Source organism: Amycolatopsis oliviviridis (assembly GCF_014654365.1).
GTDB lineage: Bacteria > Actinomycetota > Actinomycetes > Mycobacteriales > Pseudonocardiaceae > Amycolatopsis > Amycolatopsis oliviviridis.
In genome coordinates this window covers 464,136-487,806 of record NZ_BNAY01000001.1, presented here as the reverse complement: position 1 = coordinate 487,806, position 23,671 = coordinate 464,136, and the positions used below count along the sequence as shown (strand labels likewise).

Genomic DNA, 23,671 nt, shown 5'->3' with positions numbered 1-23,671 from the left:
CGTGGCGCCCGCGATTCCGTGACCTGCGAGACCGACCGCGGCCAGAACCTAACCAGGCAGGGGGCACGACAACGGACCGCGTACGACTCCCTCGCCACGCAAGGTGATCTGCGGGCTTCCGCCGAGCGAATCCCTGGCGGTGCACACGATCTGGTCGACCGCGAGCGCCGAAAGCCCGGCGAGACCGACCGAGACGGTCACCGTGGCGCCGTTCGGCGCGGACGTCTGGTCGAGAACCACCATCCCGGACGGGACTTCGCTGGTATAGCGCCGTTCCCGCTCGCTCTCGTCCGGTCCGGCGGCGAGCAGGTCGACGGGGTTCGCCGGGGTCAGTCCGCCGGCGAGCGGGCGCAGCACCCGGACCGGCTGACCGCCGGACAGGAAGTAGAGCACCGCGCCGTCGGCCGGGCCCACCGGCGCGGGCGCGCCGGGGATCACGCCACTGGGCCGGACACCGCACCCGGCGACGACCGAAACCACCAGCATCAGCAAGAACCAGGTCTTCTTCATGCCGTCACTCCTTGGCTTGGCAGGCGAAGCGTGAAGACCGCGCCACCGCCCTCGCCGTTCGCGGCGATCAGGGTGCCGCCGTGCAGACGCGCGTTCTCCCAGGCGATCGCGAGCCCGAGTCCGCTGCCGCCGGAGCGGGCCCTGGCCGAATCCGCCTTGTAGAACCGGTCGAACACGTGCGGCAGCACCTCGGGCGCCAGCCCCGGTCCGCGATCCGTGACCTCCAGCGTGATCCACTCCCCCGCTTCGGAAAGCCGGAGCGTGACCGGCTTTTCCCCGTGCCGCAAGGCGTTTCCGACCAGATTCGCCACGATGACGTCCAGTCGCCGGGGGTCCAGCCCGGCGAAGATCCCGGCGGGCAGGTCTCCCTCCACCTCGCCCGCCCAGCCGCGGATGCGCAGGCTCGCCGTGACCACCTCGGCGACGTCGACCTCCTCCGGCGCGAGCGCGGCGGCGCCGGCGTCGAACCGGGACACCTCGATGAGGTCGTTCACCAGCCGGGTCAGGTGATGGGTCTCCTCGATGGTCATCCGCGCGGCCCGACCGGCGTCCCCGGAGAGCCGTGGGGCCTCCTGTTCCAGGACGTCCGCGACCGCCGTCATCGCGGCCAGCGGAGTGCGCAGTTCGTGCGAGACGTCGGCGACGAACCGCCGCGCGTCGGCCTCCATCCGTTTCAGGTCACCGACGTGACGTTCCAGCGCTTCGGCCGTCTCGTTGAACGTCCGCGCGACGCCCGCCAGTTCGTCCGCCCCGCGCACGTCGATCCGGGTCCGCAGATCGCCCTCCCCAAGCCGATGCGCCGCGTCGCCCAGCTCCCGCACCGGCCGCAGGACACCGCGCGCGGCCAAAAGCGCCAGCCCGATGGCGAACACGAGCGCCGCCCCGCCGATCAGCCACGCCCGGTTGGCGAGTTCGTCGATGCTCTGTTCCTCCGGGACCATGCTGCGCGCGATGTAGGCCTCGATGCCCGAAGCCCGCTGCTGCCCGCCGGGAAGGAGCACGGTGAACCTGGTGCCCACCACCAGCATCGGCGTGCCACCGGAGTCGACCCGTTGCCAGGCGACGATTCCAGACCGCACCCGCTCGCGAAGTTCGGGCGAGATCAGCGATCGGAGCTGTTCGCTCCCACTGGCGCGGTCCTCGTACAGGACCAGGGAACTCAAGTCGCGATCGGACAGTTCGCCGCTGATCCGGCCCAGCGTCCCGTCGCCCGGCGGCAGCGGGCCGAGCGGGTACAGCGCGGTGGCCTTGTCGACCAGGACCCGGGCGGTGGCGTCCTGCGCCTGCTGGAGGATCACGGTGCGGGACTGGACATAGGTGCCTCCGGCGACCGTCGCCGCGGTGATCACGACGAGCAGGCTGAACGCCAGCAGCAACCGGGTGCGCAGCCCACCGAGCTTCACAGCGGTCCGAAGCGGTAGCCGAACCCGCGGACCGTCTGGACGTACACCGGGGCGGACGAGTCGTCCTCGATCTTCGCGCGCAGCCGCTGCACGCAGGCGTCGACGACCCGGGAATCGCCGAAATAGCCGTGCTCCCAGACGCTTTCCAGCAGATACTGGCGACTGAGCACGCGGCCCGGCACCTGGGTGAGCTCCAGCAGCAGCCGCAGTTCGGTCGGGGCGAGGGCGACGGGATCGCCGGCCTTGGTCACCGTCAGCCCCGCGCGGTCGACGCCGAGGTCGCCGTGCCGCTCGATCCCGGCCGGCACGGGCACTGAAGGCGACGCCTGCCCGCTGCGCCGCAGCACCGCGCGGATCCGCGCCTCCAGTACCTGGGCCCTGGCGGGTTTGACCACGTAGTCGTCCGCGCCCGCGGCGAGCCCGGCCACGACGTCGATGTCCTCGTTGCGCGCGGTGAGCATGATGATCGGCAGATCGCCGCCGGCCCGGATCCGGCGGCAGACCTCGAATCCGTCCAGTCCGGGCAGCATGAGGTCCAGCACGACGATGTCCGGCGGCCGCGACGCGAGCCTGGCCAGTCCCTCCTCGCCGGTGGCCACCGCGTCGACCGCGTGACCGCGTCCGCCCAGCGCCATGCTCAGCCCGTCGCGCACGGCTTGGTCGTCTTCGATGAGCAGCACCCTGGGCATGCCGACGACTATCGCAGCGCCGGCCGGAATCCGCTCGTCCATGACACGCCATCGTGCCCGTCCCGGTTCCGCGGAACGTCCACGGAATGTCCTGGTTCTGTCACGGCGCGATCCGTGCGGAACGGTGACGTTTTCCTCGTTGTCCGCGCACATCGTCACGATCGGGCCGGGACAAGCGGCGTCGACTGTGGACGGTATGAAAGAACTCGTTTTCGCGATGGTCACCCGCGTCCTCGCGGTACTGCTGCTGATCCCGGCGTGGCTGCGGTCACCCCGCGACGCCCGGCGACTGGCCTGCGGATGGGCGCTGTCGCTGCGATTCCCGGCCGAGGACCTCGCCGGGCTCACCGGCGGGACCCTGGCCGCGTTCACCGCCGCGAGGACCGAGGCGTTCTGGCGGCACCGCACCCTGCTCGGCGTCACCTCGGGCCATCGCGACGCCGCCGAGCAGCACCGTCTGTTCCTCGTGGAGACCGGGAAGCGTGTCCTGCCGCCGAAGGATTCCGCGCACGTCCGGGGTACCGCGCTGGACATCCGGCCGCGCGAAGGCGCGCAGTGGCTGGAAGACCACGGCGCCCGCTTCGCGCTCTACCGGATCTACGACAACGAATGGTGGCACTTCGAGTACCGGCCCGGCGCGGTTCCGCCCGCACGGCTGCCCCACCCCGGCTGGCAGGCGGAGGTCACCCGGTGACGGTCACCCGCGGGGCCAGCGCCGCCAGGAAGTCGGCCGCGTCGAAGACCTCCCCCGCCGAGACGACCCCGGTCGCCTTGGTCCGCCCGTCGAGCACCCGCTGGACCGCCTCCACCACGAGCGGCGCGGTGATCGCGTAGATGTCCTGCCCCTGTGCGACGATCCGCCGCTCCTCGCCACCGGACCGCACGACGACGTCGACCACGAACGTCTGCGCGGACGGGCCGTCCGCGGGAGGCGCCGGCGTCTCGGGTGTCACCACCTCGCGGGCCGCGTTCGTGGTCATGTACGTGACCACTTCGGGAATGTCGAGATGACTCGGGACGGTGACGACGTCGGCCATCGAGAACTCGCCGAGCACGGCGCGGGTCCCCAGCGGCGCGGGGAAATCCCAGTCCGACTCCGGCAGCGCGTCGTCGCGGTGTTCGATCCGGCCGCCGGAGAACCGGATCCGCTTCCCGCTCCGCCGCTCCCGCGAGACCTTGCCCGCCGCACGGGTCCCTTCCGTCGGGTGCCAGCTGCTCAGCCCATAGGCGATGTGCGCTTCGTCGGCGGACGTCCAGTCGCCCATGGCGGCGGTGACCATCAGGTCGCCGAGGCCGCCGAAGAACGCCATCGCCGGGATCACCGTCGCGCTCGCCGCCCGGTCGCCGAATCGCGCGAAGGTGTCCATGTTCGCTTCGAGCTCCGCGGCAACGTCCAGGTACGGGACACCCGCCCGCAGCGCCGCTTCGATCACCGGCGCGGCGGTGCCGGCGAACGGACCGGCGGCGTTGATCACCGCGTCCGCGCCCGCGAAGGCACGATCGAGGGACGCCGGATCGTCGACCGACGCCTGGCGGATCTCCAGGTCCGCCCAGGGCAGAGCGCGGAGTTTGGCCTCGTCGCGGCCCACGGCCAGCACGCCCAAGCCTCGCGCGCGCAACTCCTCCACCACGAACCGCCCGGTGTGCCCGTAGGCCCCGAACACCGCGACGTCGTACGTACCCATGGGGTTCTCCCTGTCCTCGACCGATCCACTGTGGACCATCCTGGCGACGGGACACGTCCGCCGACAGTGTCCGGAACGCCATCATGCGTACACTTTCGGACATGAGTACGGTCGCCCTCGCCGCCACGGACGGGATGCTCCAGTTCGAGCTGGCCATCGCCCAGGAGGTCTTCGGCTCGCCCTTGCCGGGATTCGGTTCCCGGTACGAACTCAGTGTCTGCGGTCCGGCGCCGGTGAAGGTCGGCCGGTTCCTCCTCGAACCGGATCACGGGCTCGGCCATCTCGCGCGCGCGGACACCGTCATCGTCCCAGGCTGGGCGGACATCGACGTCGATCCGCCCGCCGACCTCGTCGACGCCGTCCGCGCCGCCCATGAAGCCGGCGCGCGGGTGGCGTCCCTCTGCACGGGCGCGTTCGTGCTGGCGGCCGCCGGTCTGCTCGACGGCCGCCGCGCGACCACGCACTGGGCGCACACCGACGTCCTCGCCGCCCGCCATCCGCTGGTCGAGGTCGATCCGGACGTCCTCTACGTCGACAACGGCAGCGTGCTCACCTCGGCGGGCAAGGCCGCCGCGATGGACCTGTGCCTGCATCTGGTCCGCTCCGACCACGGCTCGGCGGTCGCGAACACCGTCGCCCGCCGCCTGGTCGTCCCGCCGCACCGCGCGGGCGGGCAGGCCCAGTTCGTCACCGCCCCGGTGCCCGAGCAGGACGACCATCCGCTCGGCGGTCTGCTCCCCTGGATCACCGAACGGCTGGACCGGCCGCTGACCGTCGAGGACCTCGCCCGGCGCGCCAACATGAGTTCCCGCAACCTGGCCCGGCACTTCCGGTCGGCGACCGGGACCACCCCGCTGCGCTGGCTGCTGAACCAGCGCATCCGCCGGGCGCAGGAACTCCTGGAGCGCACCGACGACAGCGTCGACCTGATCGCGGAGGCCACCGGGATGGGCAGCGCCGCCACCTTGCGGCGGCATTTCAACCGGACCGTCGGGGTACCGCCGGACAGCTACCGCCGCACCTTCCGCGCGGCTACGGAATCCTTGCCGTGACCAGGCTCGCGACGGCCGCCATCCCGGCTTCGTTCGGGTGGTACGGCACCCGTCCCTGAGCGGTCGAGTACCGCTCCATCCAGGGAACGGTCGCGCAGCCGTCGTGGTTCGCGCTGGCGGCGGCCGCCGGGACCAGCGTGGCTCGCTCCTCGCGGGCCGCCCGCCGGGTCGCCGCGGCGAGCCGGTCCGCGACCTCGTTTTCGAACGCCAGCTGCTCCGGGGTGAGCGGCACGCCGTCACAAGCGGGCCGGGTGCGCGGGACGATCGTCAGGTAGTCGGCGACCAGCACCCGTGCCCGCGGTGCACGCTGGTGGACCGCGGCGACGACGGCGCCGATCTTCTGATGCACGGTGCTGAGCGCCGCGCGGACGGCGTTCTGATCGACCTGGCCGCAGTTCGCGCCGCCGGTGTTCTGGCAGCCGTAGGTGAACAGGCTGCCGACGTAGCCGACGTCGTTGCCGCCGATGGTGACCGTCACGAGCCGGGTGTCCGGCGTGACGGCCTCGATCTGCGGTGGCTGACCGGCCTGTCCGGTGGTGAGGATGTTCGCGGTGGTCGCGCCGCTGCAGGTGACGTCGGTGAGGGCGAGCCCGCGTCTCGCGGCGACGAGGCTCGCGTAGTTCTTCGCCGAACGTCCGCACGCGGCCGGTGTCCCCGGCTGCTGCGGCGGGATTCCCGGTCCCGCCGCGAACGAACTGCCCATCGCGACATAGCGGGCGGCTTCGCCGGCTTGGGCCGGTGGGGCGATCAGGAGGGCGAGCGTGGCTGCGACGAGTATTCGCTTGAGCATTTCGAACCCCTTATCTCACGAAGGAAACCGGTTCCGATCCCGCGATGCCGTCGACGACACCGAGGCCGAGCAGATCTTCGGGGCGTGGCTTCAGCTTTCCGGCGAGCGCGGGGATCTCTTCGGGCCCCAGTTTGAGGATCCTGGCCGCCAGTTCCGGGGCGATGACGGAGAAACAGGCGTCCGGGGCGATCCAGACGCGGTCCGCGGAACAGAAGGCCAGCGCGCCTCCCGAACCGCCCTCACCGATCACCAGCGTCGTGATCGGCACGTCCGCCGCCGCGACCGCGCCGAACAGTTCGGCGATCGCGTTCCCGGCCCCGGCCGCCTCCGCGGCCGGATCGGCGGCCGCTCCCGGGGTGTCGACGAGTGTCAGCACCGGCAGTCCGAGCCGGTCGCCGAGGCGGATCAGCCGGGTCGCCGTCCGGAAGCCGCCGGGTGTGGTCGCGGTCCCGGTCTGCGCCGCGTACGCGATCGGCCGTCCTCCCCGGCTCCCGATCCCGCAGAGGACGCCGTCGTCGATGCCGCCGCGGAGGGTGACGCGGGTGTCGAAGTAGTCGTCGAGATAAGCGCCCGCGTGAGGCCGGGCCGCCGACCGGGCACGCTGGACGGCGTGCCAGCCGTCGCGCGCGGAGTCGAGCGCGCCGAGTGCCCGGGGCAGGTCCGCCGGACGGTTCCGGGCGCCACCGGTCAGAAGACCGAGCCACGCCTCCAGCCTGCCGTCGAGCGCGTCCTCGGTCACCAGTTCGTCGACATACCCGGCCGCGTACTGGTTTTCCGCCGTGTACGCGGGATCGTCGGCGTAGCGCTCCTCCCGCACGCGGCGCCCGGCGAACCCGATCTGGGCGCCGTGCACCGCCAGGACGACGTCCGCGTCCGCGCCGAGGGACGCCCACACGCCACCGGTCGTCGGATGCCGTGCGACGGTGATGTGCGGCAGCCCTTCTCCACGCAGCAGTGCCAAACCCCGGGCGATCCGCTGCAGTTGCCGCAGGGCGGGAACGCCCTCCTGCATCCGGGTCCCGCCCGTGGACAGCAGCGAGACGACGGGCAAGCGGAGCTTGCGGGCCTGATCGAGCGCCCCCTCGATCAGCGCGCCGGTCCCGGTGCCGACCGAGCCGCCGAGGAAGCCGAACTCGAACCGGATCACCACGACCTCGTGGACGCCGAACTTCGCGCGTTCGCAGACGACCGCCTCGGCCGTGCCCGTGCGTTGCCTCGCCCGGGCCAAAGAGGCGGCGTAGCCGTCCCAGCCGAGCGGGTCAGCCATGGAGCGCCCGCTTGAGGACCTTGCCCATCTCGTTGCGGGGCAACGCTTCCAGATAGTGGACCACCCGCGGCCGTTTGTGCGGCGACAACAGGCTCGCGACGTGATCGGCGAGTTCGTCCGCCGTCGGCTTGACCTCGGCGGGGACGATCCAGGCGACGATGCGCTCGCCGAGGTCGTCGTCCGGTTCCCCGGTGACGGCCGCCTCGGCCACCCCAGGATGGTCCAGGAGCGCGTTCTCGATCTCGCCCGCGCCGATCTTGTACCCGCCGCTCTTGATCAGGTCGGTGGCGCGGCGGCCCACGATCCGCACGTAGCCGTCCGCGTCCCGGACGGCCATGTCCCCGGTCCGGAACCAGCCGTCTCGCAGCGCGGCCTCGGTGGCGTCCGGCCGGTTCAGGTACCCGAGGAACAGATTCGGGCCGCGGACCTCGATCTCCCCCACCGTTTCGCCGTCGACGGCTTCGAACGGCACGCCGTCGTCGTCGACCAGCCGCAGGTCGACACCGGGCAGCGGCGGGCCGACCGCACCGGGCCGCCGGTCCCCGGTGGCACGGACACCGCAGTTCATCAGCGTCTCGGTCATGCCGTAGCGCTCGACGACCCGCTGCCCGGTCGCGGCGGTGATCCGCTCGTGGTCGGTGGCGGGCAGGGCCGCGGAACCCGAAACGAGCAGCCGGGCCGCGCCCACCCCGGCGGCCAGCGCGGGATCGGCTTCGCAGTCGGCCGCCAGCCGGTGGTACATCGTCGGGACGCCGAAGAGCATCGTGCCCTCCCCCGCGAGTTCCTTCGCGGCCGCCTCACTGGAGAACCGGCCGAGGTGGCAGAGCGATCCGCCCCGCCGCAGCGGGCCGACCACGCCCAGGATCAGCCCGTGCACGTGGAAGAGCGGCAGCGCGTGGACGAGGACGTCGGCGCCGGTCCAGCCCCAGATCTCCGCGAGCGCGTCGAGGTTCGACGCCACCGCGCGGCGCGGGAGCAGGACACCCTTGGGCGGCCCGGTGGTCCCGGAGGTGTAGATGACGAACGCCGGGGTCTCCGGATCCGGCTCGTCGCCTCGCCACGGCGTGCCCGAGACGTCCGACTCCACCGGAAGCCGCGGCAGCACGTCGAGTTCCGGCGGCAGCGCCGCGTCCGGTTCGGCCAGCACCAGATCGGGCGCGCTGTCGGCGACGATATGCGCCAGTTCGCGCGATCCGGCCTTCGGGTTGATCGGTACCACCGGAATCCCGGCGGTCAGCGCGGCGACGATCGCGACGCAGGTCCGGAGGGTCGGCGTCGCCCACACCGCGACCCGAGTCCGGCCGGCCAGCCCGGCGGCGATCGGACCCGTGACGGACGCGAGTTCGCCGTAGGTCAGGGATTCGGCACCGAACCGCAGGGCGACGCGGTCGTTCCCGGTGGTCAGTCCGGACAGCATGGATCTCCTCCTCAGCCCCAGTTGGGCACGACGAACACGAGCCAGGCGATCAGCGGCACGACGGCCACCACGAGCGCCCCGTAGACGAGAAGCTGTTTGAAGAACTTGTCGCGGTCGACGTCCTTCGCGTTGGCGAGGACGAGCGCGCCGTTGGTGGAGAACGGGCTGACGTCCACCATCGTCGCCGAGACCGCGAGCGCGGCGATCATGCCGACCGGCCCGATCGTGCCCTGCGCCAGGAACGGCACGGCGAGCGGGATGAGCGCGCCCATCAGCCCGACCGACGACGCGAACGCGGACACGATGCCGCCGATGTAACAGAGCAGGAGCGCCGCGAGCAGCGGGATCCCCACGGTGGTGACCGCGTTGCCGACGTAGTCGATCGTGCCGATCTCCTTCAGCACCGCCACGTAGGTCAGCACACCGCAGATCAGCAGGACGGTCGGCCAGGTGATCTCGGAGACCGCGGACCGGCTGGTCTTGGGCCACGCGACGCTCAGCAGGACGGCGACGGTGATCGCGGTCAGGCCCGGATCGAGGTCGAACACCAGGGTGCCGACGACGAGCGCGACCAGACCGGTCAGCGTCACGATCTTGGGGCCGTCCAAGGGAATACGCTGCTCGTGCGGCAGCGGTTCCTCGTCGGTCTCCGGACCACCGGCGCCCGCCGTGACGAGCTGGCGGCGCCGCAGTTTGGTGCCGCCGAGGACGACGAAGAGGACGCCCGCGATGGCGAGGTTCATGCCCAGGCTCGCGAAGAACAGCACGCCGGGGCTGCCCGCGAGATGGTTGCGCTCGACGATCCCGTTGACGATCGAGCCGTAGACGCTGATCGGCGAGAACCCGCCGCCCTGCGCGCCGTGCACCACCATCGCGCCCATGAGCAGCGGACTGATCTTGTAGCGGGCGGCGAACCCGAGCGCGATCGGCGCGACGATCGCGCAGGCCGCCGGGCTCACCGCGCCGATCGCGGTCAGCGCGCCGGTGACCACGAACATCACCCACGGGATGAGCGCGATCCGGCCGCCGACCAGCCGGACGGCCGCGGCCACCAGCCAGTCGGTGGTGCCGTTGGCCCTGGCGATGGCGAACAGATAGGTGACCCCCACCAGCACCACGAAGATGTCGCCCGGGAATCCGGCGAAGATGCCATCGGTGTCCAGGCCACCGGCGAGGGTGCCGACGAGGAACGCACCGGCGAAGGCGAGCGCCCCCATGTTGATCGAGCGGGTCGTGGCGAGCGCGAAGATCACCACGAGGACGAGGATCGAGATCAGCTGGGCGGACATGACCGTCCTCCTTGACGGCGGGGCCCTGGCTAGCGGCCGGACGAACTGATGGCTCACTGGACTAGTGGCTGAGCCACTTTCCCTGTGACGGCGACCACCTGTCAACCCATGAGTGGTAAATTGGCTGAGCCACTTGTCCAGGGTCAGCGAGGGGGATCGCGTGCCGGAGGCGTTGAGCCGGTTGAACCGGGCGAAGCTCTACGAGCAGGTCGTCGAGCGGATCAAGGCGCACGTCGAAGAGTCCGGCCTGCACGCGGGCGACAAGCTCCCGAGCGAACGCGATCTCGCCGAGCGGCTCGGGGTCAGCCGCGCCTCGATCAAGCAGGCGATCGTCGTGCTGGAGGTCCAAGGGCTGCTCGAGTCCCGTCACGGTGGCGGCACGTACCTGCGCAACGATCACCTCGACGTAGAACCGGTCGACGAACTCGTGGCCCGCCGCAGACGGCTTCCGGAAGTACTCGAAGCCCGCGAGGCGATGGAGACCAAGCTCGCGGAACTGGCCGCGCTGCGCCGATCCGACACCGATCTCGCCGCGATCGACTCCGCGCTCGCGCACATGGCGGCCGAGATCGCCGACGGCGGGCACGGCGCCGAAGGTGACCGCCGGTTCCACGAAGCGATCACCGCCGCCGCGAACAACAGCCTCCTCGCCGAGTTCATGCGCTCGATCGACGCGCAGATCGCGGAAAGCCGCAACGAGTCGCTGCGGCAGCCCGGACGGCCGTCGCGATCGCTGGGCCAGCACCAGAAGATCGCCGACGCCATCCGCGACGGCGATCCGAAGGCGGCCGCGAACGCGATGCGACGGCACGTCCAGACCGTCAGCAAGGTCCGCCTGCTGACCTGGGACCCGCAGACCGACTAGACCGACGCGGACAGGGCCTTTCCCAGCCGCCGCAATCCTTCGGCGATCGTCTCCGGCGCGTGCGTGGCGAACGAGAGCCGTAACGCCGACCGGTCCGGCTCCCCCACCTGGAACGCCGAACCGGGCACGAAGGCGACGTCATGGCGCAACGCCTCGGGAAGCAGCAGATCCGTGTCCGCCCCGCCGGGAAGGGTGACCCAGACGAACATCCCGCCGTCAGGGTCGGTCCAGGTGGTCCCGGACGGTGTGATCGCGGGCAGTTCGGCCAGCATCGCGTCCCGGCGCAGCCGGTAGGTCGCGCACAGTGTCCGGACGTGCGTATCGAGATCCGCGGCGGCCAGGTACTCGGCCGCGGCCGCCTGATCGACGGTCGAGGTGTGCAGATCGTTCGCCTGCTTGAGGATCGCGACGCGGCGCAGGAGTTCGGCCGGCGCGCGGAGCCAGCCCAGCCGCATCCCCGGGGCGATCACCTTCGAGAAGCTGCCGAGGTAGATCGCGCGCTCGGCGAGTTCCGGATGGGCCGACATCGGCTCTTCGCGTTCACCGCGATACCGCAGCTCGTGGTACGGATCGTCCTCCACGAGCCAGAAACCGTGGCGCGCGATGACTTCCGCGAGCGCACGACGTCGATCGGGGCTGATCGTGCGGCCGGACGGATTCGAGAACGTCGGGACGAGGTACAGCAGCGCGGGCCGTTCCCTGGCCGCGATCTCGTCCAAGGCGGCCGGGTCGATCCCTTCCGCGTCACCGGGAACGGGCACGATCCTCGCCTCGGCGAGCTGGAAGCACTGCAACGCGGACAGGTACACCGGTTCCTCGACCAGCACGGTGGCGCCGGGATCGAGCAACGCGGTACTCAGCAATTGCAGGCCCTGCTGGGAACCCGTGGTGATCAGCAGATCGTCCACAGTGGTCGGGAGCCCGCGATCGGACAGCCGGTCCGCGAGCAGCCCACGCAACCGCGGATTCCCCTCGGTTGGCGAGTATTGCAGTGCGCGGCGGCCGGGCTCGCCGTCGAGCGCGCGGTCGAAGGCGGCACGGAGGCCGTCCACATCGAACAGTTCCGGCGCGGGCATGCCGCCGGCGAAGGAGATCACGCCCGGGCGGGCGGTGAGCGCGAGCAGGTCGCGCACGGGAGAACTGGTGACACCGTCCATACGACGGGCAAGGGGAAGAGACATGGAAGCTCCTCGGGAGAAACGTGCGGCCCCAGTGCAGCAGCCGGGGATCTTCCCGCGCGAGCAAGCAACTACCGCCACGATAGCAGTTCGCGCCTGCCCTAAGCTGGTGTCGTGCCTCTCGTGGAAATCACCTACTCCCCCGAACTTCCCGAAGCCAAGCTGCGTGAGCTGGGTTCGGTTTTGCCGCATCTCGTGTCCGTCGCGGTGGAATGCCCCGAGGAGCCCTACGACGGTGACCTTCAACCAGGCGACGTGGAGTTGCGCTTCCGGCAGCCGGGACCGTTCGACCGCTTCGGACTGGACCTTCTGGTCGAGGTCCGGTCGAAGTGGTTCCCGAGCCGGGCGGACAACCGCCAGGAGCGGGTGGACCTGCTGCGCACGAGCATCGAATCGGCGACCGGGATCGACGACGTCGGCGTGTACCTCTCACTGCCCGTCGCCGCGTGGTCGCAGTCGGACTAGGGGGTCCTAACAGAACGTCCTCTACTTGCGCCACCTCGCGCCGCGATGCGCGTGAAGGCCCCCTTCCCTCGGCTGAGCCGCGGGAAGGGGGCCTTCACGGATTTGGGCCGGCCGCCGCGGCTCGGTCCCGGGGCCGAAGGACGCTTTCCCTTCGTCTCACGCGGTGAAGGGCCCCTTCACCCCGTCCCCGGCTCTGCCCCGCCGCATTCAAAGCTCTCCGAAGACGTGGCGCCGCACGAACGGGCTCCGGAACTTCCCGTCCGGGTCCAGTTCGTCGGCCAGCGCCCGGAAATCGGCCAGCTTCGGGTAGTCCGCGGCGTGGTGGAAGAGCTTTCCCCAGTGCGGGCGAACCCCGAAGGGCGCCAGGCGTTCCTCGATGACGGGCAGCAGCCCGCGGACGGCGTCCTCGTCCGGCAGCCAGGTGAAATGCAGGGCCATCCGGTCGCCGCCGTGGAACGGGCTCAGCCACAGCTCGTCCCCCGCGACCGTCCGGATCTCCGAGGTGAGCACCACGGGCGCCAGCCGGTGCCCGATGCCGCGCAGCGCCTCCATCGCGGCGACCGCGTGCCGCACGGGCACGAAGTACTCGGTCTGCAGCTCGTTCCCGATGCTGGGCGTGAAGTCCAGGCGGAAATGCGGGATCCGTTCGTGCCAGGGTCCCGGGACCCCGAGCTGCCGCGTGCAGTTGTCCGCCCGGATGCCCGCCGCGTGGGCCGGATGCCGCGGTCCGTCCGCCGCCCGCGCACCGAAGAAGTCCGCGTCCGGCTGTCCCGTTCCCTTGATCCAGACCTGGTCGATCGTGTCGCGGGCCCAGTTCGTGAACATGCTGACGCTGTAGCCGGCGGACTGGATCTCCTCGAAGTGCTCGTAGGCCGACTCCCAGGGCAGGCCGTCGAAGACGTCCTGGCGGAGCTCGAAGGACGGCACCAGGTCGAGGGTCAGCCGGGTCACCACGCCCAGCGCACCGAGGCCGACGACCACGCCGTCGTGCCGCTCGTAGGTCCGCGTCTCGCCGTCCGCGGTCACCAGCTCCAACCCGGACACGGCCGACGCGAGGCTCTGGTTGCGCAGCCCGGAACCGTGGGTCGCCGTCGCGACCGTGCCCGCCACCGTGCAGTGAGGCAGCGAAGCGAGGTTGGCCAGCGCGAACCCGGCCTCGTGCACCTGGACGGCGATGTCGCCGTACCGCGCCGCCGCCGGCACCGTGACCGTCGCGGAACCGGCGTCCAGTTCGGTCTCGACGTCGAGTTCGGACAGGTCGAGCTGGACACCGCCGGGACAGTCCGCGATGTCGTTGAAGCAATGCCGGCTTCCGAGCGCCTTGACCGCGCTCGCTCCGGCGACCGCCTCCTGAACCTGCTCGATCGTGCGCGGACGGAGGAGCCGCTCCGCGGTGAAGATCTGATTACCCGCCCAGTTCGTCTCACGCACCAGGCCCAGCTTAGATTGCCGAGGTCGGCTTAACACCAAGGCTTCCTACGGAGGAGGATTCCCCTGACGGGCATTCCCGGCGAGATGGTGTCCATCGCGCTCTTGCTGGTCGTCCTGGCCTTCGCGGTGATCCGGCCACGCGGCCTGCCGGAGGCGGTCGCCGCCGTCCCCGCCGCCGGGATCGTGCTGGCGGCCGGGGCGATCTCCTTCCCCGACGCGGTCGACGAGGTCGCCAGGCTCGCGCCCGTCGTCGGCTTCCTCGCCGCGGTGCTCGTGCTGGCCAAACTGTGCGACGACGAAGGGCTGTTCCAGGCGGCGGGGACGCTCATGGCCCGGTTCAGCCGGGGGAAGCCGCGACGGCTGCTGCCCGCGGTGTTCGTGGTCGCCGCGGCGGTCACCGTGGTGCTCAGCCTGGACGCCACCGTCGTCCTGCTGACACCGGTCGTGTTCGCCACCGCCGCGCGGATGGGCGCGCGGGCCAAACCGCACGCCTACGCCTGCACGCATCTGGCGAACTCGGCGTCGTTGCTGCTGCCGGTGTCCAATCTGACCAACCTGCTCGCCGTCGCCGCGACCGGGATCTCGTTCCTTCGGTTCACCGCGCTGATGACCTTGCCGTGGCTCGCGGCGGTGCTCACCGAGTACCTCGTGTTCCGCCGCTTCTTCGCCACCGATCTGGCGGCCCGGCCGCGCGGCGGCAAGACGGTCCCGGCCGGGAAGGTCCCGGCGTTCGTCCTGGTCGTTCTCGGCCTGACGCTGGCCGGGTTCGTGGTGACCTCACTGCTGGACGTCAGCCCCGCGTGGGCCGCGTTCGCCGGCGCCGCCGTCCTGGCCTGCCGTGCCCTCGCCCAGCGCCGGACCTCCCCCGCCGCGATCGTCCGGTCGGCGAGCATCCCGTTCCTCGCGTTCGTCCTCGCGCTGGCGATCGTGGTCCGCGCCGTCGTCGACAACGGCCTGGACGAGGCGCTCAGCCATCTGGTGCCGACCTCCAGTTCGTTCCTCGCCCTGCTCGGCGCCGCCGCGGTGGCGGCCGTGCTCGCCAACCTGATCAACAACCTGCCCGCGGTGCTCGTGCTGCTGCCGCTGGCCACCGCGGGCGGGACACCGGTGGTGCTGGCCGTGCTGATCGGGGTCAACCTCGGACCGAACCTCACCTACGTCGGCTCGCTGGCGACGCTGCTGTGGCGGCGGATCCTGCACCGGCACGACACCCGGCCCGATCTGGGCGAATTCACCCGGCTCGGGCTGCTCACCGTCCCGGCGTCCATCGTGCTCGCCGTCGCCGGGCTGTGGCTCGGCCTCGCCGTCCTGCATTGATTCCACTCAGTGAGAGAATGACCGGATGTCCGGGAATCTCTCGACGCCGGGCGCCAGCGTCACGTCGCGGGCGTTCGCGGTGCTCGGCGCGTTCGACGTCGACCATCGCGAGCTGTCGCTGACCGAGCTCGCGAGCCGCGCCGGTCTGCCGCTGCCCACCGCGCACCGGCTCGCGCGCGAGCTCGTGGGCCTGGGCGCGCTGGAGCGGCGCGAGGATCGCTACGCCATCGGCAGGCGTCTGTGGGATCTCGGCCTGCTCGCCCCCGTCCAGTTCGAACTGCGCCAGGTCGCCGCGCCCTTCCTCCAGGATCTCTACGGCGCGACCGGTGCCACCGTGCATCTCGGCGAACGGGACGGCGGCCAGGTGCTCTACCTCGACCGGCTGTCCGGGAACGCGTCCGTACCGGTGGTCAGCCGGATCGGCGGGCGGTTGCCGCTGCACGCCACCGGCGTCGGGAAGGTCCTGCTCGCCTGGGCTCCGGAGGACGTCCAGCGGCAGGTGCTCGCCTCGCTCACCCGCGTCACGCCGTACACCATCACGCAGCCCGGGCGGCTGCGCGAGCAGTTGCGGCGGGTCCGGCGCGAGGGGTACGCGCAGACCGTCGAGGAGATGAGCCAAGGCGCCTGTTCGGTCGCCGTCCCGATCCGCGCGTCCGCCGCCGGTGACGTCGTCGCGGCGCTCGGCCTGGTCGTCCCGGATCTCAGCCGCGGCCGGGCGCGGCTGGTCTCCGCGCTCCAGGTGGCCGCGGCCGGAATCGGGCGGAGCCTGCGGGTTTCACTGAGCGGAAGCGAACGCTAGGAGTTCGGCGGAGGCGCGACCAGACTCCGGTCATGCGAACCCCAGTCGCCATCGTCGGCGCCGGCCCGGCCGGACTGCTCCTGTCGCATCTGCTCGATCTGGCAGGGGTCGAATCGGTGATCGTGGAGACCCGCTCGCGCGAGTACGTCGAGGCGCGGATCCGCGCGGGCATTCTCGAACAGTCCACAGTGGACCTTCTGCGTGAGGCGGGCCTCGCCGACCGGCTCGACCGCGAGGGCGACGAACACCGCGGCATCTATCTGCAATGGCCGGAAGAAAGGCACCATCTCGATTTCGTCGACCTGGTCGGGCGGAGCGTCACCGTGTACGGCCAGACCGAGGTGACCAAGGACCTCGGCAAGGCACGGGCGGCGGCCGGACAGCAGATCCACTACGAGGTCACCGAGACCGCCGTGCACGACATCGAGACCGACAAGCCGTACGTCACCTTCACCGGCCCGGACGGCACACCTCACCGGCTGGACGCCGACGTCGTCGTCGGCTGCGACGGCTCCTTCGGGCCTTGCCGCACCGCGATTCCCGACGCCGCGAAGCAGACTTGGGAACGCACGTACCCGTACTCGTGGCTCGGCGTCCTCGCCGACGTCGCCCCGTCGACCGACGAGCTCATCTACGCCTGGCATCCCGACGGTTTCGCCATGCATTCGATGCGTTCGGCCACCGTCAGCCGCCTGTATCTGCAAGTACCGAACGGCACCGACATCGGCACGTGGTCCGACGAGCGGATCTGGGAAGCGCTCGCGACCCGGCTCGGCCACGGCCAGGACGGCTGGACACTCACGCCCGGGCCGATCACCGACAAGAGCGTGCTGCCCATGCGCAGTTTCGTGCAGCAGCCCATGCGGCACGGGCGCCTGTTCCTCGCCGGTGACGCCGCCCATATCGTGCCGCCCACCGGCGCCAAAGGCCTCAACCTCGCCGTCGCCGACGTCGCCCTCCTCGCCCCCGCCCTGGCTGCTTTGGTGCGGGACAAGGATTCGACGCTCGCCGACGTCTACTCCGACACCGCGCTGCGCCGGGTCTGGCGGTGCACGCATTTCTCGTGGTGGATGACGACGATGCTGCACCGGTCGGGCGATCCGTTCGACCGGCAGCTGCAGCTCTCACAGTTGAGGTGGCTGGCGCGGAGCGAGGCGGGCCGGGCGGGACTGGCGGAGAACTACGCGGGCCTGCCCATCGGGTTCTGATTCGCCTGGTCCGGTTTTCGAGCGCCGCTGGCTAGCCTCGGCGCCATGGACGAATCGTCGATTCTGGACCTGGCGGGCCTGGCCACCCCGATGGCCATCCGGGTGGCCGCGACTCTCGGCTTGGCCGAGCGCGCGGGCGCCGAGGGAGCCACGGCCGAGCATCTCGCTTCCGAAACCGGGACCTCCCCCGGGCCGCTGGAATGTCTGCTCGACCATCTGGTCTCGGTCGGTGTCTTCGCTCTCGACGAGGAATCCGGCCGCTACCACCCCACGCGGCTCGGCGCCCAGATCGCCGATTTCGGGCCCCTGCTGGACATCAACGCCGCCGGTGGGCGCGCCGAACTCGCTTTCGTGGACCTGCTCGGCACGATCACCACCGGAAGACCCGCCTACATCGAACGCTACGGCCGCGACTTCTGGTCCGACGTCGACGCCGATCCGGAGCTGCGACGGTCGTTCGACCACCTGATGACCTGGCGCATCCACCGCGAGGCACCGCAAGTCGCCGAACGGTTCGAGTGGAGCCGTTTCCAGGACGTCGTCGACGTCGGCGGTGGCGACGGCACCATCCTCACGGCGATCCTGCGGGCGCACCCCGGCGTCCGCGGCCGGGTCCTGGATCTGGCGCCCGCGACCGCGGCGGCCACCGCCAGGTTCGCCGACGCGGGACTCGGCGATCGCGCGGGCACCGTCACCGGCAGCTTCTTTGAGCCGCTGCCCGCGGGCGCCGACGCGTACCTTCTGTCCGACATCTTGCACGACTGGGACGACGCGCACGCACGCGCGATCCTGACCGGCTGCCGCCGGGCCGCCGCACCGGACGGCGCCGTCGTCGTGCTCGAACTACTCCGGGAACGCGGCGCCGACACGGCGACCGATCTCTTCATGCTGATGTGTTACGCCGGCCGGGAACGGACGGTCGGCGAACTGGCGGAACTGGGCGCCGAATGCGGACTGGTCCTCCACGACACCCGGCAGGTCTCGGATGAGCGAACGGCGGTCGAGTTCCGGGTCGCGGGCTAGCCGGCAACCCTTGCGGGGGCACGCAGAGCGTCGGAAAGCCACTGCGACACCGGCGCCAGGCTGTCCGGAGCCGCCCAGCCGTTGATCACGGCGAGCAGCTCGAAATACCGCTCCCGGCGAGAGTCGCCGACGATGTCCAGCCAGGCCAGAAGACGGTCGGGACCGTGGCGTGAACTGAGAGCCGCCACCACCCGGGCGGCCTCCGATGAGCTCGGGTCGATTCCGGCGTCCAGGGCTGGGGTGACCGCGTCGCGGATGTCCGCGGCCGCGTCCCGGCACACGCCGATGCCGGTGCGGCCGGCGTCGTGCTGTTCGGCGATACGCCGCATGAGGGCACGGAAGTCCGGGTCCTCGGAAAACTCGGCCAGCTCCACCCAGGCTTCGACCTGTTCGGCCTCGGGATCGTCAGGTAGTTCGGGCGTCATCGACCGGGCGATCCCGGCGAATGCGGGATGCTCCAACCCGCGGAAAGTGGTGGCGAGGAAGTCGCCGATCAAGCGGCGGCGTTCGTCCTGGGTCAGCTTGGCCAGCTGGTGCATGAGAGTCATCTCCTCGGGAGTGGATCCGCGCTTGGTCACCGCTGTCAGCACCGCGTGCCGCAGGCGCAGCACCCGGATCTGGACCTCCATCGCCTGGAGGTGCGCCGCGGCGACGTCGGAAAGGGCGACTTCGCTGTCGGCCACCTTGCGGATCGTGGCCAGGTCGAGGCCCAGCTCGCGCAAAGTGCGGACGAACTCCAGCCGCGCGAGCGCCTCGGTGCCGTAGCGGCGGTGACCGGACACGGTCCGGCCGGACGGCGCCACGACGCCGCGATCGGAGTAGAAGCGGATGGCCTTCACCGTCAGCCCGGTCCTCCGGGCCAGCTCACCGATCGAATACCCGGAGTCGTCCATACCGCCACCTTCGCACCTCCCCTCAGGGGAGATACAAGGACAACAGGAAGACCTCCTTCTCCGGGGTGGCGACAGCGGCGCCATGGACGACGCCGTCGTGCGATGCTGGAAGCATGACCGGCCGCGGCGACGACCTTCCTGTGCTCGTCGTCGACGGGGCCCGCTTCTCCGACTTCGAAGGCTTCGCCCGCGAGTTCTCGCGGCCCCGGCCGCACATCGGCACCAGGCTCGACAACGCACGGCGCGGCGAGGGACCGACGCTGTTCGACGACATCGTCGACATCATCCGCGACCACGGTCCCGGTGGCACCGAGGCTGAAGACGGCGTCTTCCTGGAGTTGCTGTAGCCGACCTGAGTCCGGCTTCCCCGCGCTCGTGCGCTCAGGACGACGGGACGACGATGACTTTGCCCCGGATGTCGCCCGTTTCGCTTCGGCGGTGCAGGGACGCGAGATCGTGGAGTGAGTGGCTTTCGGTCACCTCGACGGACATCGCGCCGCTGTCGACCAACGCCACCAGTCCGGCGAGTTGGGCGGGGTCGTTGCGGACCACGACGCGCGCCGTGGTCACGCCGCCGGCGGGTGGTGCCTCGATCTCGTTGGTGACCGAGACGAGACGGCCTCCGGGTCGTACGAGCGGAACCAGCGCCGCGGCCTGCCGCTGGTCGAGGCCGACGAGGTTCAGGAGGACGTCGACCTGATCGTCGAGCGCGTCACCGAGGGAGGTGGCGGTGTAGTCGATGATCCGGTCGGCGCCGTGTCGCCGGACCGCGTGCTCGCTGCGTGGACTGGCGGTGGCGATCACCTGTGCCGCGGCGTGTTTGGCGAGCTGGACGGCGAATCCGCCGATCCCGCCGCCCGCGCCGTTGATCAGGACCCGTTCCCCGGCGGCGAGTCCGCTCCGCTCGATCGCCTGCCACGCCGTCAATCCGGCGAGTGGCAGGGCGGCCGCGTCGGCGAGCGGGATGGTGGTGGGCGCGGTGACCATCGTCGCGGCGTCGGCCACGGCGAAGTCCGCGGCCGCGCCGTCGATCCAGCCGATGACCTGGTCGCCGACGGCGTGCGTGTGCACTCCTTCGCCGAGTTCGACGATCGTGCCCGCGACATCCCAGCCCAGCGTGAGCGGCAGGTCCACCGGCACCAGGTCGCGGAGCACACCGGCGCGCAGGGCGACTTCGGTCGGGTTGAACGAGGTGGCGGCGACCTTGATCAGCACCTGGCCCGCCGCGGGTGACGGCTGGGCGATCTCTTTGATCCGGATGACGGTCTCGTCACCGTACTGATGAATCCGTGCGGCTTTCATGAACTCGACCGTAGGGTCCATGCCGGAGACGAACCATGTGTCAAACCGCTCATTTCCTTCGCGATCGTCTTCGGCGGCCTAGGCTCGCCGCCATGGACGTGCTGAGCGACGTGCTGGCGGTCGTCCGCGCCGGGCGGCCGAGGTCGGCCCTCGTGACGTGGCAAGGCCAATGGGCTCAAGAGTTCCTGCCGGTGCCCGGCGCCGTCGGGTTCCGGGTGGTGGTTCGGGGCAGCTGTGTTCTGGTCCCGGCCGGTGCCGCGCCGGTACCGCTCGCCGCGGGCGACGTCGTGCTCCTGCCGCACGGCCGCGGGCATGTGCTGGCCGACAGTCCGGCCACGCCACCGACAGCTCGGGCGTGCGACCCGGCCGACGACGACTTCCGCGAGAGCCATCCCCTCGCGATCGCCGACATCGCGGGCTCCTCCACCGTGACCCTGTGCGGCGCCTACGAGCTCGCCCCCGAGGGCCACCACCCCTTGCTGCGGGACCTGCCCGAGGTCGTCCACCTCGATTCCCGTGCCGACGGCCGTACCGAACTGAAGACCGTGGTGGACATGCTCGGCGCCGAGCTGGCGCGGCCGAGGCTGGGCACGGACGCCGTCATTCCCGCGCTCTTGGACATGCTGTTGCTCTACGCCCTGCGCGCCTGGTTCGACGGCACACCGGCCGAGGCGGGTACCGGCTGGGCGGCGGCGTTGGGCGACCCGGCCGTCGCGGCGGCCCTGCACGCCATCCACCGAGAACCGGCGCACCCGTGGACGGTCGCGTCGCTGGCCGAACTGGCCGGCCTGTCCAGGGCGCCGTTCGCCCGACGGTTCACCGATCTGGTCGGCCGACCACCGGCGCGCTATCTGACCTGGTGGCGGATGACCACCGCGGCCCGGCTGCTGCGCGAGTCCGACACGCCTCTCAGCGCCATCGCCCGCGCGGTCGGTTACCACTCCGAATTCGCTTTCGCCGTCGCGTTCAAACGCCGGTACGACACCCCGCCGGGCAGGTACCGGCGATCGACGGCACCTTTCTCCAGTTGACACTTGATAAAGCAAATGCTTGAGTAAGGCCATGAGATCCACCGCCGAGGATGAGCGACTCGATGCCCTGTTCACCGCGCTCGCCGACCGCACCAGGCGCGACATCGTGGCCCGGTTGAGCGAAAGCGAGGCGACGGTCAAGGAGCTGGCCGAGCCGTACGCCATGAGCATGCAGGCCGTGTCGCAGCACCTCGGGGTGCTCGAACGGTCCGGTCTGATCAGCCGGGGACGGCACCGGCAGACCAGACCGTGCCGGCTCGAACCGGAGGCGCTGGAGGCCGCGGTGTCGTGGATCGAGGAGAGCAGGCGCACCTGGACGGAGCGAATGGACCGGTTGGAGACGCACCTCGCTCACCTGCAGCGGCAGGAGAACCAGTGAACGAGGACGAATTCGTCTACCGCCGGGTCTTCCGCGCGCCGCGTGAGCTGGTGTGGCGGTGCCTCACCGAACCCACCGAGCTCGCGCACTTCTGGGGCCCGCGAGGCATGACCACCCCGATCGACGGCATCGTCGTCGAACTCCGTCCCGGCGGCCGCTTCGAGACCCGGATGCTCGGCGAGCACGGCGCTTACCGGATGGTCGCCACCTTCACCGAGGTCGTCCCGCCCGAACAACTCGCCTGGGTCGAGCCGGAGAGCGGGATGCGCACCACCAGCACCCTCCAAGACCTCGGCGACGGCAGCACCGAGGTCGTCATCCATCAGCGGCACGTGCCCGAGGCGATGCGCGCGCCCGAGGCCCGCGCCGGGTTCCTCACCTCTCTCGACAAGCTCGAAGAGCACCTCACCCACCTCACGCAAGGAGGCCGACCGTGACCGATCCCCAGGCCTGGGTCGCGCCGACCTACGACCGGCTCGCCGATGTCCTCGACGCCGCACCCGCCGAGACTTGGGACGCCCCGTCGCTGTGCGAGAAGTGGCTCGTCCGCCACGTGATCGCGCACGTGACGATGCCGGCGCGGCTGACACCCGAGCGGTTCGGGGCCGAGATGGCGGCGGCAGGCGGCGACTTCGCCACGCTCTCCGACACCGTGGCCGCGCGGGACGCCTCGCTGCCGGTCGCCGACCTCCTCGCCCAGCTCCGCTCGCCGGGACTGCACGCCTGGCAGCCGCCCGGCGGCGGTGCCGCCGGTGCGCTGAACCACGCCGTCGTCCACTCGCTGGACGTCACGGTCGCGCTCGCCCGGCCCGCTGTCGCACCGGAAGAAGCGGTGACCGCCATCCTCGACCAGCTCACCGCCGCCGACGGCGCCGTGTTCGGCATCGATCTGACCGACATCCGGCTCGAAGCCGACGACATCGACTGGAGCTGGGGAAACGGCCGGCTGGTTCGCGCCGACAGCGGCTCGCTCGTGGCGCTTCTCAGCGGCCGCACACTGCCCAGCGGCCGGAAACTACCGAAGCACTGAGCCACCGGGGCGACTCGGGACGGACGGATCAGAACCCCGGCCAGCCTCGCCCCAGGAAGACGAACGCGGCGTCCAGCGCGGCGGCGGGGTCCGGCTCGACCCCGGCCAGGTCCGGGATCTCCAGGACGTAGCGGGCCAGCAGGCGCACGGAGAAGTCGTCCTGCCCGCTCTGTTCGGCGATGACCTCCGTGAGCGCGTCCTCGCACCCGGTCCACAGCGTCCTGGCGTAGGCGCGCAACGCCGGGGTGGCGACCACCAGGTCCGCGACCCGGCGCGACAGCGGATCGGGATCCGGGTCGAACGGGCCGCGGGTCGCGAGGAAGTCCCGCAACGCCCGCAGGATCGAAACGCCCTCGGCCCGGGTGCGGACCGCGGCGGCCAACGCCGCTTCGCGTTCGTGCCCGTGGCCGAGGATCAGCGCCTCCTTGCCACCCGGGAAATGCGCGAACAGCGTCGAAACCGCCGTGTCCGCGGCGTCCGCGATCTCCGCGACGGTGACGTCGTCGAAGCCCCGTTCCAGGAACAGCTCTCGCGCCGCCCCCGACAGGGCCTGTCGGGTCGCCGCCTTCTTGCGTTCACGCCTGCCCGGCTCGGCCTGTGCCATGCGATCCACGATACATCGAAGTCACTCCGAAAACGAAATGAGTA

General features: G+C 71.0%; 26 protein-coding genes. 13 read left to right on the top strand and 13 right to left on the bottom strand.

What is annotated here, in order from left to right; translation table 11 throughout:
- Positions 1-48 precede the first annotated feature (48 nt).
- From IE302_RS01800 to IE302_RS01790, 3 genes are read right to left on the bottom strand one after another with little or no spacing between them, the layout of a single operon-like run.
- Entirely contained in the window at positions 49-510 is a 462-nt protein-coding gene (locus IE302_RS01800; protein ID WP_191251068.1) for a GerMN domain-containing protein, read from the bottom strand.
- Complete coding sequence (locus IE302_RS01795) at positions 507-1,913, bottom strand: ATP-binding protein (RefSeq protein ID WP_191251067.1); 1,407 nt, start codon at positions 1,911-1,913, stop codon at positions 507-509. Before IE302_RS01795 ends, IE302_RS01800 begins: the two co-directional genes overlap by 4 nt.
- Positions 1,910-2,644, bottom strand: coding sequence for a response regulator (locus IE302_RS01790; RefSeq protein WP_308436834.1), 735 nt, complete (start codon positions 2,642-2,644; stop codon positions 1,910-1,912). Before IE302_RS01790 ends, IE302_RS01795 begins: the two co-directional genes overlap by 4 nt.
- 154 nt (positions 2,645-2,798) lie before the next feature.
- Between IE302_RS01790 and IE302_RS01785 the strand changes: the two genes are divergently transcribed.
- Entirely contained in the window at positions 2,799-3,296 is a 498-nt protein-coding gene (locus IE302_RS01785) for a M15 family metallopeptidase domain-containing protein (protein ID WP_191251066.1), read from the top strand.
- Here the strand turns inward: IE302_RS01785 and IE302_RS01780 are convergent.
- Positions 3,286-4,287 (bottom strand): saccharopine dehydrogenase family protein, encoded by a 1,002-nt coding sequence (locus IE302_RS01780; protein ID WP_191251065.1) that lies wholly within the window; start codon positions 4,285-4,287, stop codon positions 3,286-3,288. The two genes, IE302_RS01785 and IE302_RS01780, sit on opposite strands and share 11 nt — an antisense overlap.
- A gap of 101 nt (positions 4,288-4,388) precedes the next feature.
- On the opposite strand from IE302_RS01780, the gene IE302_RS01775 reads away from it, so the two are divergent.
- A complete protein-coding gene (locus IE302_RS01775) occupies positions 4,389-5,339 on the top strand; it encodes a helix-turn-helix domain-containing protein (protein WP_229907548.1) in 951 nt (316 codons plus the stop codon).
- On the opposite strand, the gene IE302_RS01770 is transcribed toward IE302_RS01775, so the two are convergent.
- From IE302_RS01770 to IE302_RS01755, 4 genes are read right to left on the bottom strand one after another with little or no spacing between them, the layout of a single operon-like run.
- Positions 5,320-6,129, bottom strand: coding sequence for an SGNH/GDSL hydrolase family protein (locus IE302_RS01770; protein WP_191251063.1), 810 nt, complete (start codon positions 6,127-6,129; stop codon positions 5,320-5,322). The two genes, IE302_RS01775 and IE302_RS01770, sit on opposite strands and share 20 nt — an antisense overlap.
- A gap of 10 nt (positions 6,130-6,139) precedes the next feature.
- Entirely contained in the window at positions 6,140-7,396 is a 1,257-nt protein-coding gene (locus tag IE302_RS01765) for a carboxyl transferase domain-containing protein (protein WP_191251061.1), read from the bottom strand.
- Entirely contained in the window at positions 7,389-8,813 is a 1,425-nt protein-coding gene (locus tag IE302_RS01760; protein WP_191251059.1) for an acyl-CoA synthetase, read from the bottom strand. Before IE302_RS01760 ends, IE302_RS01765 begins: the two co-directional genes overlap by 8 nt.
- 11 nt (positions 8,814-8,824) lie before the next feature.
- Positions 8,825-10,102: an SLC13 family permease gene (locus tag IE302_RS01755; protein ID WP_191251057.1), complete on the bottom strand. Its 1,278-nt coding sequence runs from the start codon at positions 10,100-10,102 to the stop codon at positions 8,825-8,827.
- 160 nt (positions 10,103-10,262) lie between these two features.
- On the opposite strand from IE302_RS01755, the gene IE302_RS01750 reads away from it, so the two are divergent.
- The gene (locus IE302_RS01750; RefSeq protein WP_191253028.1) at positions 10,263-10,967 is read left to right on the top strand and encodes a FadR/GntR family transcriptional regulator; all 705 of its coding nucleotides are present in this window, start codon (positions 10,263-10,265) and stop codon (positions 10,965-10,967) included.
- Here IE302_RS01750 and IE302_RS01745 read toward each other — a convergent pair.
- Entirely contained in the window at positions 10,964-12,148 is a 1,185-nt protein-coding gene (locus IE302_RS01745; RefSeq protein WP_229907547.1) for an aminotransferase-like domain-containing protein, read from the bottom strand. The two genes, IE302_RS01750 and IE302_RS01745, sit on opposite strands and share 4 nt — an antisense overlap.
- Positions 12,149-12,259: 111 nt before the next feature.
- Between IE302_RS01745 and IE302_RS01740 the strand changes: the two genes are divergently transcribed.
- On the top strand, positions 12,260-12,610 hold the full coding sequence (locus IE302_RS01740) for a hypothetical protein (protein WP_191251055.1): 351 nt from the start codon (positions 12,260-12,262) through the stop codon (positions 12,608-12,610).
- A gap of 207 nt (positions 12,611-12,817) precedes the next feature.
- Here the strand turns inward: IE302_RS01740 and IE302_RS01735 are convergent, their stop codons facing one another.
- Positions 12,818-14,041: an FAD-binding protein gene (locus IE302_RS01735; protein ID WP_191251053.1), complete on the bottom strand. Its 1,224-nt coding sequence runs from the start codon at positions 14,039-14,041 to the stop codon at positions 12,818-12,820.
- Positions 14,042-14,125: 84 nt separating this feature from the next.
- On the opposite strand from IE302_RS01735, the gene IE302_RS01730 reads away from it, so the two are divergent.
- Genes IE302_RS01730 through IE302_RS01715 form a run of 4 tightly spaced genes read left to right on the top strand, consistent with a single transcriptional unit; the run spans position 14,126 to position 18,388 of the window.
- Complete coding sequence (locus IE302_RS01730; RefSeq protein WP_191251051.1) at positions 14,126-15,358, top strand: SLC13 family permease; 1,233 nt, start codon at positions 14,126-14,128, stop codon at positions 15,356-15,358.
- Positions 15,359-15,383: 25 nt separating this feature from the next.
- The gene (locus IE302_RS01725; RefSeq protein WP_191251049.1) at positions 15,384-16,157 is read left to right on the top strand and encodes an IclR family transcriptional regulator; all 774 of its coding nucleotides are present in this window, start codon (positions 15,384-15,386) and stop codon (positions 16,155-16,157) included.
- Positions 16,158-16,189: 32 nt separating this feature from the next.
- Positions 16,190-17,365, top strand: coding sequence for a 4-hydroxybenzoate 3-monooxygenase (locus tag IE302_RS01720; RefSeq protein ID WP_191251048.1), 1,176 nt, complete (start codon positions 16,190-16,192; stop codon positions 17,363-17,365).
- Between the two features lie 45 nt (positions 17,366-17,410).
- The gene (locus IE302_RS01715; protein ID WP_191251046.1) at positions 17,411-18,388 is read left to right on the top strand and encodes a methyltransferase; all 978 of its coding nucleotides are present in this window, start codon (positions 17,411-17,413) and stop codon (positions 18,386-18,388) included.
- Here IE302_RS01715 and IE302_RS01710 read toward each other — a convergent pair.
- The gene (locus tag IE302_RS01710) at positions 18,385-19,281 is read right to left on the bottom strand and encodes a MerR family transcriptional regulator (RefSeq protein WP_191251044.1); all 897 of its coding nucleotides are present in this window, start codon (positions 19,279-19,281) and stop codon (positions 18,385-18,387) included. The genes IE302_RS01715 and IE302_RS01710 overlap by 4 nt on opposite strands.
- Positions 19,282-19,394: 113 nt before the next feature.
- On the opposite strand from IE302_RS01710, the gene IE302_RS01705 reads away from it, so the two are divergent.
- Positions 19,395-19,628, top strand: a complete 234-nt coding sequence (locus IE302_RS01705; protein WP_191251042.1) for a hypothetical protein — start codon at positions 19,395-19,397, stop codon at positions 19,626-19,628.
- A gap of 34 nt (positions 19,629-19,662) precedes the next feature.
- Here the strand turns inward: IE302_RS01705 and IE302_RS01700 are convergent, their stop codons facing one another.
- Positions 19,663-20,583, bottom strand: coding sequence for an NADP-dependent oxidoreductase (locus tag IE302_RS01700; protein WP_191251040.1), 921 nt, complete (start codon positions 20,581-20,583; stop codon positions 19,663-19,665).
- A gap of 92 nt (positions 20,584-20,675) precedes the next feature.
- Between IE302_RS01700 and IE302_RS01695 the strand changes: the two genes are divergently transcribed.
- Genes IE302_RS01695 through IE302_RS01680 form a run of 4 tightly spaced genes read left to right on the top strand, consistent with a single transcriptional unit; the run spans position 20,676 to position 23,023 of the window.
- The gene (locus IE302_RS01695; RefSeq protein ID WP_191251038.1) at positions 20,676-21,614 is read left to right on the top strand and encodes an AraC family transcriptional regulator; all 939 of its coding nucleotides are present in this window, start codon (positions 20,676-20,678) and stop codon (positions 21,612-21,614) included.
- 31 nt (positions 21,615-21,645) lie between these two features.
- Positions 21,646-21,993 (top strand): ArsR/SmtB family transcription factor, encoded by a 348-nt coding sequence (locus IE302_RS01690; protein ID WP_191251036.1) that lies wholly within the window; start codon positions 21,646-21,648, stop codon positions 21,991-21,993.
- Entirely contained in the window at positions 21,990-22,430 is a 441-nt protein-coding gene (locus tag IE302_RS01685; protein ID WP_191251034.1) for an SRPBCC family protein, read from the top strand. The genes IE302_RS01690 and IE302_RS01685 overlap by 4 nt, the downstream gene beginning before the upstream one ends.
- A complete protein-coding gene (locus IE302_RS01680; protein ID WP_191251026.1) occupies positions 22,427-23,023 on the top strand; it encodes a maleylpyruvate isomerase family mycothiol-dependent enzyme in 597 nt (198 codons plus the stop codon). Before IE302_RS01685 ends, IE302_RS01680 begins: the two co-directional genes overlap by 4 nt.
- 28 nt (positions 23,024-23,051) lie before the next feature.
- Here the strand turns inward: IE302_RS01680 and IE302_RS01675 are convergent, their stop codons facing one another.
- A complete protein-coding gene (locus IE302_RS01675; RefSeq protein ID WP_191251024.1) occupies positions 23,052-23,627 on the bottom strand; it encodes a TetR/AcrR family transcriptional regulator in 576 nt (191 codons plus the stop codon).
- Positions 23,628-23,671 lie beyond the last annotated feature (44 nt).

Excerpts from the sequence above, each read along its gene's own strand:
- IE302_RS01675 (WP_191251024.1), bottom strand. The coding sequence starts at position 23,627 with ATGGCACAGGCCGAGCCGGGCAGGCGTGAACGCAAGAAGGCGGCGACC.
- IE302_RS01765 (WP_191251061.1), bottom strand. The coding sequence starts at position 7,396 with ATGGCTGACCCGCTCGGCTGGGACGGCTACGCCGCCTCTTTGGCCCGG.
- IE302_RS01775 (WP_229907548.1), top strand. The coding sequence starts at position 4,389 with ATGAGTACGGTCGCCCTCGCCGCCACGGACGGGATGCTCCAGTTCGAG.
- IE302_RS01760 (WP_191251059.1), bottom strand. The coding sequence starts at position 8,813 with ATGCTGTCCGGACTGACCACCGGGAACGACCGCGTCGCCCTGCGGTTC.
- IE302_RS01710 (WP_191251044.1), bottom strand. The coding sequence starts at position 19,281 with ATGGACGACTCCGGGTATTCGATCGGTGAGCTGGCCCGGAGGACCGGG.
- IE302_RS01725 (WP_191251049.1), top strand. The coding sequence starts at position 15,384 with ATGTCCGGGAATCTCTCGACGCCGGGCGCCAGCGTCACGTCGCGGGCG.
- IE302_RS01730 (WP_191251051.1), top strand. The coding sequence starts at position 14,126 with ATGGTGTCCATCGCGCTCTTGCTGGTCGTCCTGGCCTTCGCGGTGATC.
- IE302_RS01790 (WP_308436834.1), bottom strand. The coding sequence starts at position 2,644 with ATGGACGAGCGGATTCCGGCCGGCGCTGCGATAGTCGTCGGCATGCCC.
- IE302_RS01690 (WP_191251036.1), top strand. The coding sequence starts at position 21,646 with ATGAGATCCACCGCCGAGGATGAGCGACTCGATGCCCTGTTCACCGCG.
- IE302_RS01770 (WP_191251063.1), bottom strand. The coding sequence starts at position 6,129 with ATGCTCAAGCGAATACTCGTCGCAGCCACGCTCGCCCTCCTGATCGCC.
- IE302_RS01720 (WP_191251048.1), top strand. The coding sequence starts at position 16,190 with ATGCGAACCCCAGTCGCCATCGTCGGCGCCGGCCCGGCCGGACTGCTC.
- IE302_RS01745 (WP_229907547.1), bottom strand. The coding sequence starts at position 12,148 with ATGTCTCTTCCCCTTGCCCGTCGTATGGACGGTGTCACCAGTTCTCCC.
- IE302_RS01715 (WP_191251046.1), top strand. The coding sequence starts at position 17,411 with ATGGACGAATCGTCGATTCTGGACCTGGCGGGCCTGGCCACCCCGATG.
- IE302_RS01780 (WP_191251065.1), bottom strand. The coding sequence starts at position 4,287 with ATGGGTACGTACGACGTCGCGGTGTTCGGGGCCTACGGGCACACCGGG.
- IE302_RS01800 (WP_191251068.1), bottom strand. The coding sequence starts at position 510 with ATGAAGAAGACCTGGTTCTTGCTGATGCTGGTGGTTTCGGTCGTCGCC.
- IE302_RS01755 (WP_191251057.1), bottom strand. The coding sequence starts at position 10,102 with ATGTCCGCCCAGCTGATCTCGATCCTCGTCCTCGTGGTGATCTTCGCG.
- IE302_RS01700 (WP_191251040.1), bottom strand. The coding sequence starts at position 20,583 with ATGAAAGCCGCACGGATTCATCAGTACGGTGACGAGACCGTCATCCGG.
- IE302_RS01785 (WP_191251066.1), top strand. The coding sequence starts at position 2,799 with ATGAAAGAACTCGTTTTCGCGATGGTCACCCGCGTCCTCGCGGTACTG.
- IE302_RS01695 (WP_191251038.1), top strand. The coding sequence starts at position 20,676 with ATGGACGTGCTGAGCGACGTGCTGGCGGTCGTCCGCGCCGGGCGGCCG.
- IE302_RS01705 (WP_191251042.1), top strand. The coding sequence starts at position 19,395 with ATGACCGGCCGCGGCGACGACCTTCCTGTGCTCGTCGTCGACGGGGCC.